This is a genomic window from Synechococcus sp. MIT S9220 (assembly GCF_014304815.1).
In the GTDB taxonomy this organism is placed as follows: Bacteria; Cyanobacteriota; Cyanobacteriia; order PCC-6307; family Cyanobiaceae; genus Synechococcus_C.
Genome location: NZ_CP047958.1, coordinates 1,586,284 through 1,598,436, shown reverse-complemented (window position 1 = coordinate 1,598,436; position 12,153 = coordinate 1,586,284). Strand labels below are relative to the sequence as shown.

Genomic DNA, 12,153 nt, shown 5'->3' with positions numbered 1-12,153 from the left:
AGCCTGCTCAAACTCCTTTCCTGCCAGGGATTTCAGACCAGATCTGCTGAGAAGTCGACGTTGATGATCCGCCCTTGGCGGTTGAAGATCACAAAGAGGTTGTCGGTCATGTTGCCGAATTCAATCGTGACCAACACCAGTTGCTGCTCACTGCTGCTCGAGGCTGCAAGCGCGCTCTTGATGCTCTTCACCCCTCCGAGAACCCGCTCCAGCTTCGACCACTTGCGTTTGAGGTCAGCTGGGGAGATCTCCTTTTGAAAGTCGAGGTCCAGGTAATACCGGGCTGCGATCCAACGACCGGCATCCAGATCTTGCACAAACTTCAGTGCGGTCTGTTCGATCGGGAGCACCGTCTCGACCCACTTCCAGGCCAGCAGTTGTCCGTCGTCATCGAGCACCAGTAACAGAGGCAGTTCACGGGTGCCGCTGTTGGTGATGGCCACGGTTTCCACGGTCGTGTCGTCAAGACCTGGATTGACCGAGACCACTCGGAAGGATTCGATCATGGGCGCGCTTTGAAGCCGCTGGCTGATGGCTTCCACGCTGGTGGCTGATTTCAGGGGCGTCGCCAACAACTTGTAAATCCCCTGCGCGTTCTTCGCTTGGATCGATGTGAGCAGTTCTTTGGCGGCGTTTTGGGCTTGGCTTGGAGTGAGATTGGTCCGCGGCGCATTGAGGGCCTGTGCAACCTGGATCTCTGCTCGGACGCCTGCCGCAGGGATCATCTCCACAGTGCAGGTGGCCATGGCAGCGGCCAGAAGACAGGAGGTGAACTTCACGGCAATCGTCAGAACGGTCGAATCAGTCTGCCGGAGTTCCCAGGTGTTGGGGCGCCAGCAGAGGCAGCATCCACAACTGAGCCATCTCAAGATGCAACTCGATGCTGATCACACGGCAATCGGCACTGGGTGCGCTGCAGGCCACGGCCTCATGCCCAGGGTTGATGGCAATGGCTGGCCAGGCGGCTCCTGCAATCGATAAACGCAGCCTGTCGCCGGGTTCGAGCGTGGCAAGCAGCGGCTGAAGGTCTAGCTCCCGTTCACAGAGCTCGAGGGCTTGCTGTCCGCGGATTCGCAGCATCCCGGTTGAGAGCTGTTGCACCGTGTTCTTGCCCCGAGGCAATCGCGACAAGGCCACACAAAGATCAAATCCAGGCTGGTCTGCGCAGACGTGAAGTTTGAGCTTCGGCTTGCCCTGCAGGGGCAGGGCGCCCTTAAGGGGTTCACCGGTGAACACCGCCACGTCACTGCGACGATCAAGGGATGCTCGATCGCAGGGGCCGGCGCTTGGGCTGAGATGCCCACCGATGGCGGGTACAGGCCGCCATGGGTCATGCACGATCACCACCTTGCCGCCATGGTCAGATGCTGCGTCAAGGATCTGTCCTTCTTCTGGGTCAAGGCAGGCGAGGCCTCGACTGCAGAGATGCCACCGTTGCTGATCGAAAGGTTGTGAGGAGACCGGGGATAGGGGGTTGATCGATGCTGGACTCAGATCGTCTGCTCCGCACCAGCTGTCGCTGACTTGGTCCCACAGCCAGACGACGATGTCATCCGCACTGTGTGGGGGGGCGCAGTCGCTGGGAGAGTCGATCAGATGCCGCTGGAAGAACTTCAGCAGCAGTTCGCTGCTCTCTGCCCACCACTGCAGATGGGTGGCAGGGCCGATGTGGAGTTCAGGTCGCCCTCCCGCCGCTCTGGCTTGTTCCGCAAGAGCAATCACGCCGCGGAGATGGGGATCCCACCAGCCCCCAAGTAACAGCATCGGTTGCTGCAGCCATCGATGTGGCATGGAGTGTTGGATCCAGTCGCTGTCCCGTTCGGGGCTTTGCTTGAGCCAGCGCAGGGCCATGCCCTCGGGATCGTGGTGTTCAAGCATCGACATGCCTTCACTCAGATAGCTGCCGTCTTCAAGGCTGCGTCGCATCTCGTTCCAGGCCTGATGGTCTCCCCGCCTTTTGGCTTGGAGACTGGCCAGCTGCAAGCCCCAACCCAGCCCCAGATGCCACCAGTGGGCGTTGCCGTCGCAACTCCAGTGGTCCCGTTCGTCCAGGCCGCACATCGCCGGTGCCAGGCAATCGGGTGGTGGGCACTCCGAAGGCGCCAGCAGTTGGGTCAGGCCTTGATAGGAGAAGCCGTACATCCCGACTCGACCATTGACCTCTGGCCTTTGCCTCAGCCAACTCAAGGTGTCGGCTGTGTCGTGCGCTTCCTGGGAGAAGCCGCGGAAATGTCCTCCCGACGCTCCCTGGCCGCGCACATCCTGAACGACCACAACAAAGCCGTGACTGCACCACCACTCAGGGTGAGGGAGCGTGACAGTTGAAGCGATGGACTTGCCATAGGGCTGTCGCATCAACAGCGCAGGCCAGGGGCCATCTCCGCAGGGTCGCCACACTCGCGAGACCAGCTCAACGCCGTCGCGAGTGATCAGTGACGCATCAGCGAACATCCGGGCAATTGAGTCCGATCACGTAGGTCGCCACAATTTCAGCTTCCGTCTTGTTGAGGTTGCGTTGGCCAGCAATCACAGCAATGGATTGGCTGGAAAGTGCCGACTCCCCTTGGGCATTGATGGATTTGAACTGTTGGCAGAGTGCCTGGGCTTCACCGGGATTGCGCTTAACGCTTTCCAAAAGAGACGACTGGGCCTGACTGAAAGGGCTCACCGCAAGCAGGGTTGAAACTGCGGCAACTGTTGCGAATCTGAGGTTGTTGAGGAAACGCATCGGAACCTCTGTCCGAATCTGTCCCTCATTTGAAACGGGTGAGACGGAGCTTGCTGGTCTGGACGGTCAGTTCGTGTTTTGCCTCTCCTTGGCACGGAGGATCCAGCGGCGGGCCACGGCAAGATCCACAACCGGGGGCCGTCCGCTTCGCAACTGACGTTCCAGTCGTCCGGTGCGGGTGAGCACGTCCTGTGGGGTGGCCCCAGCGATCGCTGTCACGGTGGCCAGTCCTGCGTGCATCAGCAGGGCAGCATCCTGAGGGGCCAGGTCCAACGCGCAGGCCAGATCGGCCATGCCTTGCAGCCGTCTGAGATTGCGTGCTGACGCCCGACCGCTGGAGGCCAGTCGACTGATTTGCAGCTCGTCCAGAGACTGCAGCTGCCCCCAGGTGGTGATGCCGGAAGCCAGCAGCTGTTTCAGTTCATCGCGCAGGCCCTGGGGTAGCTCCTGTAATGGATCCTCTGGTCTCATTCGGCTCGGAAGTCGCGAACGGTTTCGCCCAGAACCACTGATCTGGAAGCTCCTTCACCCGCAGGCTGGAGTTGACGTAATCGAACAGTCACCTCAGGGCTGTTGCGGCCGCCAGGACGAACATTCCCCGCCAATTGCTGCAGGGTCGGTGCGATCGCTTCGTCTGGAAAATCGGCCTGGGCCTGAGCCACCACCAGATCATCACCATTGTCAAAAACCACCGGGGCTCGCAATGCTCCCTCCACGCTGACGCTGGGTGTATAGCTGAGACCAAAAGCCCAGCAGCTGGCCGACAACAGCAGCGTGAAGCTGCTCACTCCCACCAGTCGGAAACGAACCCCCCAGCGGGCGATGAAGGCGATCAGGGTCAAGCCAAACAGCGCCAGCCCGCCTTTGGCGAGCCAGATGCTGGAGGTGGAGAGCAATTCCTCAAGTGGCATGGGCTGGTCTGCTCGGAATGTGGTCCTTATATTGCGTCGACCTCCGGCGTATTGACGGGCATCGATGCGAGGAGGTCCAACCAGCATGCGGCGTAACAGGCTCGTCCTGTCTGTTTTGGGTGGATCCCTCATCGGTGGGGTAGTGGTGTGGTTTGCCGCCGATCACTGGGCCAGTTCGCTGTTTCAGCGGCTGCGTCCAGACATCGAGGCTCAGATCTCCAAGCCTCTTGGTCACCCCGTCAGCATCGGTCGCTATCGCGGCCTGGGTCTGCAGGGACTTGCGCTAGGTCCTGTTCAGGTCCGCAAAGGTCCACTTGATCAGTCGACTGCAGAGATTCAGCGCCTCACCATCGGCCTCGATCCCTTCGCCAGTCTTCTGCGATTCAAGCCCGTTCTCACGGTGCGGGTCAGAGGAGCTCAGCTCGATCTACGGCGTAATGACCAGGGCCATTACTGGGTTCCAGGACCCTTCCCAGAGCAAGGCGACCCACCCCGCTTGGATCTGCAGGTGCGTTTCAGCGACCCCGCCAGGATCAAGATCGACTCTGCGGGTCTCAGCTTGACAGCTGCTGGTTGGACCGGCATCCGTCTTGATGAGCACAGGGCTGATGGCGTGCTCAAGCTCGTGCTCCCAGACAGGGGGCGTATCACCGTCAAGGCACGAGGCCGTTGGGTCCGCCCGGAATTTGAGCTCACCACCCAGCTGGAACGGATTCAGTTGGCTCGCTATCAGGGCCTGTTGCCGTTGAAGCTCCCCGTTCAGATGCAGGGGCAGCTTGGTGGCAATCTGCGCCTGGGTTGGCGTGGAGGACAAGCCAACTGCAGCGGCGGGCTGTCTCTGCAGAGAGCGCAGTTCAGTGGCCAGGCCATGGAGCACAGGCTGGAGTCTCCGCAGTTGCGAGTCAGTTGTCGCGGGGACACGCTCAAAGTCGCGAACAGTCGATGGACTTACGGGCCCTATGTGGCTTCCCTGGGCGGCAACGTGCGTCTCAACCGCACCTTTGCTCTGAAGGCAGCCCTCAAGGAACTGGATGAGAACCGCAATCTGGCGTTTCGGCTCGAGGGTGATTGGTCTCAACCGAATCTGCGCGTCAATGGGCTCTGGGCCTTGCCTGACTCCATTCCGTTGGACGGACCTCTTCGCCTTGCAGCTCAGCTGAGTGCCGATTGGCGGGACCGCCAGGACTGGTCGGCAACGCTGGATCGGTTTGTTCTTCAAGCGCCTGGTGTGGATGTGAAGGCCAAAGGGGCCCTGCATCCTCAGCTGCAGGTCGCCACCCAGCGGCTTGAGCTGGCGGGGCCCGCCTGGAAGCGCCTTCCTCTCGTCTCGCCTCTGCTCGGTACGGCAGCTCCCTTGAAGGGAAAGCTCCAGTTGAGCGGTGCATCGTTAAAGCCTGAGTTGTCTCTGGACATGGCTCAGGCCAGTAATCCCTTGCTTGAAGCATGGTCGCTGCAGGCTGGTTGGACTGCGCAATCAGGACTGCTGGAGCTTGAGAAGTTCCGCAGTCCTGATTTCACCGCCAGCGCCAGGATGCCGCTCAGCCTTGGTGCAGGTGGGCTGAAACCCGGTCCATTGGAGGCCGATCTACGGCTTGACTCCTATCCCCTCAAGCGTCTGGGTCCTCTTCTGGGCACTGAGATGGATGGAACGATTGCTGCATCCGGTCGGGTTCTTGGTCCTCTCGATGCATTGCGACCTGATCTGCGCCTTGCCGTGAATCATCCGCGGGCGGGTGCTGTGCGCCTCATGGAGGACTGGAGTGGAACCTTCCTCGGTCGCACCGGCGGCGGTGGTGTGCTGTCGATGGCTTCGGTGGGATCAGTCATTGCTGGATCTCTTGAGGCCCGGCTTGGTGCGAACTGGCTTCCCACTGATGTGATGCTGCGTCGCCGCAAGGGGGATCTGCAGCTCCGTGGAACGCCTGCCGGTTACCGATGGACAGCCACTGATTTAACGGTCGATGGACTGGAACTGGCGCTTCCCCCTAGGCAACGCTGGGAAGGGGTTTATGGCCGTTTGAGTGGTGACGGCACTCTCGGACTGCAACCGCTCGCCATGACGGGCGATCTGAGCATCAGTCGCCCTGGAATCATGGGCTTGCAGCTGCAGCAGATACTGCTCACGGGCCGTTACGCGGACCGTCGTTATGCCATCACGAGCGAACTTCTGCCGCCGGATACGGGCCAGATCACCGTGGATGCCGAAGGACAGCTTGATGGCTTTTTCAAGGGACAGGCTGTGGCGAGGGGACTGAGCGCACGCTGGCTCAGCAACAGTGCTCTCAGCCTGCCCAGGTTGAACAAGGATGCTCCCTCAGAGCAGGGCTCAGCATCCGATCTGGGCACGCTGCTGATCAAGACATTCGGCGGCAATCTCGATGGGCAACTGGAGGCCCTGCGGAACGCCCGGACGGCATTGCTGCAAGCGCGTCTGCAGAACCGTGAACGGGAACCATTCCGTCTTGAGGATCTCCGCGGGCAAGTGGATGCGGTGATCGATCTGACCGGTCCTCGGCTCAGTCGTCTCAATCTTGATCTCAAGGCCCGAGGTCATCTTTGGATCGAGGGTGAGGATGCGGATTACGCCTTGCAGGTGAAACCCTTCACTGCACGGATTGAAGGTCCACTGCAGGGAGGAGAGGGGCAGTTCTCCTTTGCTCACTTCCCCTTCAGCCTCTTGGCCCTCGTCGCTCCCGTGCCGAGGTCACTGCTGGGAGCACTGGGTATGAGGGGGACCTACCGCCTCGATGGTTCCAAGGCAGCGATCAGTAGCGAGCTGGTTCTCGAGGATGCACGCCTCGGCCCCAACCCGATTGCGTTGAAACGCGGCCAGGTGCTGCTCAGCGATCAGGCTCTCAAGCTGGATCTGGCTCTCGTCTCCGAGACCTCCACAGAGCCCGTAACCGTCACCGGCAGGATTCCCTTTGCTGCTGATCAGCCGCTTGATGTCCGCATCGTGAGTCTTGGCGATGGCCTGAACTTTCTCACCGGGCTGACCAATGACACCGTGTCTTGGGACAAGGGTGATGTGGATCTTCGCCTGTTGCTCGGCGGCACGCTTCGAGCGCCGAAGGCCAACGGCTACATCGTGATCAAGGATGCTGCCTTTAAGGCTCAGGGCCAGAGCCTTGCCAAAGTCAACGGCTCCATGGTCTTCGACTTTGATCGGCTGGAAGTGCAGTCGCTCAAGGGTCGTTTCGGTTCGGGTGGTCAGCTCAAAGGCAGTGGTGCCCTGGCGCTTCTACGCCCCTATTCCGAGCCCAATCCACTACGCATCCAGCTCGAAAAGGCAAGCATCAAAATTCCGAATGCCGATGTCGAGGTTGGCGCTGACCTGATGCTCACCGGAGCTGTGGTGAACCCACAGATTGGCGGAATTCTTGAGGTCAGTCACGGAGCGATTCGCCCGAACCGCTCCCTGCTTTCCCGCGTCAGAAATCCACAGTCTCGAAACTCTGGCTCCACCAAGGCAGTCTCCATTGATGAACTGATCGAGGATCAGTGGGACTTCAAAGAGCCTCTGGTGCTGCGGGGGGCTGATGTGGAGGCGGCGACCAGCCGCTCGATCAAGGCCTCTCTGCCCAAGCTTCCTTTCATCGGATTCCGTGACCTGCGCCTCACGCTTGGTCCCAAGCTGAAAGTCGAGGTGCAGCCCCTGGCCACGTTCACCACGCAAGGTCTTCTCAGCGTCAATGGTGCCCTTGACCAAAGCCTGGAGCTGCAGGGCGTCGTGCAGCTGCTGTCTGGACGGGTGTCCATGTTCACCACAACCTTCAGCCTTGATCGCAGTGCTGCGAACGTCGCTGTATTCACTCCAGCCCTCGGGCTGATTCCCTACGTGGATATCGCCATGGTTACCAGGGTTTCCGACAACGTGACCATCAACAACGATGACAACAACGCTTTCTCTACATCGGTGTTTGATTCCAACGGTCTCGGCAACCTCGGAGCTGGAGGACAGCTCAGGCTGATCAAAGTGATGCTCGCCGCAAGCGGTCCAGCTGATCGTTTGGCGCAGAACATCCAACTGCGCAGTTCACCTTCGCTACCCCAGCCGCAGTTGATGGCGCTGATCGGTGGTAACTCATTGGCGGGTCTTTCCGGAGCCGGAGCCGGCACAGCTCTGGCCGCCGTGCTTGGTCAATCCTTGCTGTCCCCTGTTCTGGGTACCTTGACCGACGCCTTCAACCAGAGGCTGCAGTTCGCCCTCTATCCGACTTACGTCAGTCCCGTTGTTCAGAATGAAGAGGAGCGTGTTTCTGGTCAGGTTCCACCCCAGCTCGCTCTCGTGACGGATGTGGGCTTGTCCATCACAGATCGCTTCGATTTTTCCGTGCTGGCTGCCCCCAACCGCAATGACATCGCCCCGCAGGGAACTGTGACGTATCAACTCAACCCAAACATGAGTTTGTCTGGATCGGTCGATAGCCAGGGCACTTGGCAAAGTCAGCTTCAACTGTTCATGCGGTTCTGATTGATGGCTCAATCAGTGGCTGAAGGAGTTGCAGATCGGTGCGTTCTGGGTGTTGATCTCGGTGGAACTGCGATCAAGCTTGGTCTGTTCAGCTTTGAAGGGGAGTTGCTGGAAGAGCACCAGCGACCAACACCCCAACCCGCTACGCCCGGATCGGTTTGTGTGGAGATTGTCGAGGCCATTAGGAGCGTTGACCCTGATGGTCTGGCTTCGGTGGTGGGGATTGGTTTGCCGGGGCCCATGGATGCTGAAGCGCGGGTGGCCCGCGTTTGCATCAATCTGCCGGGCTGGGAAGAGGTCCCACTGGCCGCTTGGCTTGAATCACGCCTCCAGAAAAGGGTCACCCTCGCCAACGACGGTAATTGCGCTCTCGTGGGTGAGGCCTGGAAAGGCGCAGCTCAGGGCTGCAGCGACGTGGTGTTGCTCACTCTCGGAACCGGCGTTGGTGGAGGTGTGATGCTTGGGGGTCAGTTGTTCACAGGGCACAACGGAGCCGCCGCGGAACCAGGTCTGATCACGCTGTTTCCCGATGGACCTGAGTGCAACAGCGGCAACAGGGGTTCTCTGGAACAGTTCGCGAGCATCGCCGGGCTGAAGCGACTCAGTGGTGCTGAGCCGTCTTCGTTGGCCATGGCTGCATCCCGTGGGGATGTTCAGGCCAGGGAGCATTGGGAGCGCTACGGCCAGCTTCTGGGTACGGGGATCAGCTCGCTGGTTTATCTGTTCACGCCCCAGTTGGTGCTGGTGGGGGGCGGGCTAGCTGGTGCCAGTGAGCATTTCCTTCCTGCGGTGCGTCAGGAGGTCGCCACCCGTGTTCAGTCGGTGAGTCGCGAGGGCCTGCAAATTAAGGCGTGTGCCCTGGGTAATGGCGCAGGTCGTCTCGGTGCTGCTCGCCTGGCGATGCAACGGTTGCTGCTTTCTCCGTCGCCCCAGGCGGGATGATGGAAGCCGTTTTGAGATGTTGCCCGTGCAGGCCGTTCCAGACCCCTCCCCGGAGCTTCTGTCTTTGGCGGCGGGCCTGCGCCGTGCTGCCACTGATCTGGGGCTGACCAGCGATGACCAGCGCCGGGAGGCGCTGCTGGCCATGGCGGAGTCACTCCGTGCCAACACCGGCGCCATCGTTGCCGCGAACCAGGTTGACCTTGAAAACGCTGAGCAAAACGGTCTGGCTTCGGCATTGATGGCCCGCCTCAAGCTCGATGACGTCAAGCTTGAAGGTGCGATTGCCGGGGTTCGACAGCTGGCAGAGCTTGCTGACCCCCTCGGTCGACGCCAGTTGCATCGGGAACTGGATGACGGCCTTGTGCTGGAACGCGTCAGCGTTCCCCTCGGGGTCGTGGGTGTGATCTTCGAAGCCCGTCCTGATGCTGTGATTCAGATCGCTTCGTTGGCCATCCGCTCAGGTAACGGGGCGATCCTCAAGGGAGGACGTGAAGCTGAGTGCACCAACAAGGCGGTGATGGCAGCGCTGCAGCAAGGCCTCGTCGCCACATCGGTATCCTCCGAGGCCCTCGCTCTGCTCACCACCCGTGAAGACAGCCTTGCTTTGCTGCGGCTTGAGGGATTGGTGGATCTGATCATTCCCAGGGGCAGCAACGAACTGGTGCGCTTCATTCAGGACAACACCCGTATTCCCGTGCTCGGCCATGCCGATGGGGTGTGTCATCTGTATGTGGATGCCGAGGCGGACCCAGATCAGGCTGTGGCCATTGCCCTGGACAGCAAAGTGCAATACCCGGCTGCCTGCAATGCAATGGAGACTTTGCTGGTTCATGCCGATATTGCCGAGATATTCCTGGAAAAGGCCATCCCTGCTTTCCAGGCCGAAGGTGTGCGGCTGCTCGGTGATCCAGGCGCTTGCTCTCTCGGGATCAGTGAGGCCGCGGCCGACGCAGACTGGAGCACGGAATATTTGGCGTTGACCCTGTCCGTTCGTGTTGTGGATGATCTCGCTGCAGCTCTTGAACACATCCGTCGCTACGGCTCGCGTCATACCGAGGCGATTGCAACCCGTAACGTCTCCACTGCCGAGCGATTCCTGCGCTCAGTCGATAGCGCCGGTGTCTATCACAACTGTTCCACTCGCTTCGCAGACGGCTTTCGCTACGGATTCGGCGCGGAAGTGGGCATCTCGACCCAGACTCTGCCTCCAAGGGGACCTGTCGGTTTGGAAGGGTTGGTGACCTATCGCTATCGATTGCGTGGTGATGGCCATACCGCTGCCGACTATGCCTCGGGCGCACGTCGCTTCAGCCATGTGGACTTGGAGGGATGAGCAACGTCACTCATCCTTTGGACATCATCAGAGTCGATAATCTTCGCCTTTGGGCCCATGTGGGGGTTCTTGACCATGAGCGTGAACACGGTCAGTGGTTTCGCGTTGATCTGGAGCTGCATCTTGATCTGAGTCAGTCGGCCTCTGCTGACTCGCTGGCGGCAACCGCTGATTACAGCTTGGGAGTTCAGGCTTTGCAGCGTCTTGCTGCCGAGATCACCTGCTACACCATCGAACATTTCAGTGAGCGCATGTTTGAGGAGCTTGAGGGGATCTATGGAGCTTTGCCGATGCATCTTTGGCTGAGCAAATGTCATGCACCCATCCCAGGTTTCGCAGGTACGGTGAGCCTTGAGCGCTGGCGCCGCAAGCCGTTATGAGATGACCACCACGGTGCCTTCTCGATTGCGGAGACCGCTGGTTCTTGTGCATGGCCTCTGGGATACGCCGCATCTGTTTCGTCGATTGGTCCGTCGCTTGGAGGAGCATGAGGTTCCGCTTCTGGTTCCTCATCTTCCGCACCGCTTAGGCGCTGTTCCCTTGCGCATCCTGGCGGAACAACTCGACGATCACATCCGTCAGCGCTGGGGTAGCGACGTTGAGGTGGACCTGCTTGGTTTTTCGATGGGCGGCATCATCGGGCGAGTCTGGCTGCAGCAGCTGGACGGTGCCCGACGCACCCGTCGCTTTGTGAGTGTTGGCAGTCCGCAGCGGGGTACCGTCACGGCGCAGTGGATTCCCTCGTGGCTTTGTGCCGGGTTGGCCGACATGAAACGGGGCAGTCCGCTGTTGCGTTCCCTCAATGATGATGTTCAGGTTCTCAAGAGATTGGACTGCGTCAGTTACTACTGCCGTTGGGATTTGATGGTTTTCCCTGGATGGCAGGCCCATCTGCCTTGTGGACTCGTGAGCAGTCTTCCTGTCTTCACCCATCAGCAATTGATGTCGCATCCCCAATCTCTCGATGTTTTGCTGAGAACGCTTCTGAGTGACTGATTGGGGTACGAACAGTGACATGTTCTGTACTGATGGGCACACTTTGAGTGTCATCCATGTCCTGCCGCGCATGTGTTTTTCGGCTTCGGCAAGTTTCACGGCATCCGCCGTGCTCGTTCCTTTAGGTCTTTATTCGCATCATCTGGCCACGCGTCATGAGCGGCCTGACTACAAGCCTCTCGCCCTGGTGCCGTTCTTCTTCGGTGTTCAGCAATTTGTCGAGGGCCTCGAGTGGACAGCCATCGACGGCGGAAACATCGAACCTCTTGCAACGATTGGTGGTCTCGGCTTTCTCTTCTTCGCCTACTGCTTCTGGATGATCTGGATTCCGTGGAGCGCGTGGTCGATTAGCCGCAGTACCGACTCCAAGGGATTGCAACGCCGCTTGAAGTGGGTTGCGATTGTGGCCACGGTTCTCGGGATCGCGTTCTATCTGCCCATGCTCTTCAACCCGCCGGCGATTCAGCCAGCGGTTCACAGCAATGGTCGACTTCTCTACGACATTGCCAGTCTGCGCAGCATCTTTCACAACTTTGTCAACACTGAACCTGTCGGTGAGTTGGTGTATTGGGGCTTTATTGTTTTGCCGCTTCTGGCCGTCAGAGACAAGGCGGTGAAATTGTTCGGCGCGCTGATTTTCGTGTCGATCTTCCTGACGTGGGCGACGTACAGCGCAACCTTCAATTCGGTCTGGTGCTTCTATTGCGCCGTGCTTTCGATCATGGTGATTTGGATCGTTAATCGTCCCCATCTGCGTCAGGCTTGAAGC

The 12,153-nt window shown here is 59.7% G+C and carries 11 protein-coding genes; 6 read left to right on the top strand and 5 right to left on the bottom strand.

The genetic code is table 11. The features are described 5' to 3' along the window. Positions 1–32 precede the first annotated feature (32 nt). From SynMITS9220_RS08820 to SynMITS9220_RS08800, 5 genes are all read right to left on the bottom strand, one after another. Positions 33–779 (bottom strand): DUF3887 domain-containing protein, encoded by a 747-nt coding sequence (locus tag SynMITS9220_RS08820; RefSeq protein ID WP_186988694.1) that lies wholly within the window; start codon positions 777–779, stop codon positions 33–35. 22 nt (positions 780–801) lie between these two features. Further along, complete coding sequence (locus SynMITS9220_RS08815; RefSeq protein ID WP_186988692.1) at positions 802–2,451, bottom strand: CocE/NonD family hydrolase; 1,650 nt, start codon at positions 2,449–2,451, stop codon at positions 802–804. After that, on the bottom strand, positions 2,441–2,728 hold the full coding sequence (locus SynMITS9220_RS08810; RefSeq protein ID WP_115124966.1) for a hypothetical protein: 288 nt from the start codon (positions 2,726–2,728) through the stop codon (positions 2,441–2,443). Before SynMITS9220_RS08810 ends, SynMITS9220_RS08815 begins: the two co-directional genes overlap by 11 nt. Before the next feature lie 66 nt (positions 2,729–2,794). Further along, entirely contained in the window at positions 2,795–3,199 is a 405-nt protein-coding gene (locus SynMITS9220_RS08805) for a DUF4332 domain-containing protein (RefSeq protein WP_186988690.1), read from the bottom strand. Beyond that, positions 3,196–3,639, bottom strand: coding sequence for a Ycf51 family protein (locus SynMITS9220_RS08800; protein WP_186992043.1), 444 nt, complete (start codon positions 3,637–3,639; stop codon positions 3,196–3,198). Before SynMITS9220_RS08800 ends, SynMITS9220_RS08805 begins: the two co-directional genes overlap by 4 nt. Positions 3,640–3,724: 85 nt before the next feature. On the opposite strand from SynMITS9220_RS08800, the gene SynMITS9220_RS08795 reads away from it, so the two are divergent. From SynMITS9220_RS08795 to SynMITS9220_RS08770, 6 genes are all read left to right on the top strand, one after another. Then, positions 3,725–8,113, top strand: a complete 4,389-nt coding sequence (locus tag SynMITS9220_RS08795) for a translocation/assembly module TamB domain-containing protein (RefSeq protein ID WP_255483009.1) — start codon at positions 3,725–3,727, stop codon at positions 8,111–8,113. Between the two features lie 3 nt (positions 8,114–8,116). Further along, the gene (locus SynMITS9220_RS08790; protein ID WP_186988686.1) at positions 8,117–9,055 is read left to right on the top strand and encodes an ROK family protein; all 939 of its coding nucleotides are present in this window, start codon (positions 8,117–8,119) and stop codon (positions 9,053–9,055) included. Between the two features lie 16 nt (positions 9,056–9,071). Beyond that, positions 9,072–10,388, top strand: coding sequence for a glutamate-5-semialdehyde dehydrogenase (locus SynMITS9220_RS08785; RefSeq protein WP_186992041.1), 1,317 nt, complete (start codon positions 9,072–9,074; stop codon positions 10,386–10,388). Next, positions 10,385–10,768 (top strand): dihydroneopterin aldolase, encoded by a 384-nt coding sequence (gene folB, locus SynMITS9220_RS08780; RefSeq protein WP_186988684.1) that lies wholly within the window; start codon positions 10,385–10,387, stop codon positions 10,766–10,768. The genes SynMITS9220_RS08785 and folB overlap by 4 nt, the downstream gene beginning before the upstream one ends. A gap of 1 nt (position 10,769) precedes the next feature. Then, positions 10,770–11,384, top strand: a complete 615-nt coding sequence (locus SynMITS9220_RS08775) for a triacylglycerol lipase (protein WP_186992039.1) — start codon at positions 10,770–10,772, stop codon at positions 11,382–11,384. 70 nt (positions 11,385–11,454) lie between these two features. Beyond that, entirely contained in the window at positions 11,455–12,150 is a 696-nt protein-coding gene (locus SynMITS9220_RS08770) for a DUF6629 family protein (protein ID WP_186992037.1), read from the top strand. Positions 12,151–12,153 lie beyond the last annotated feature (3 nt).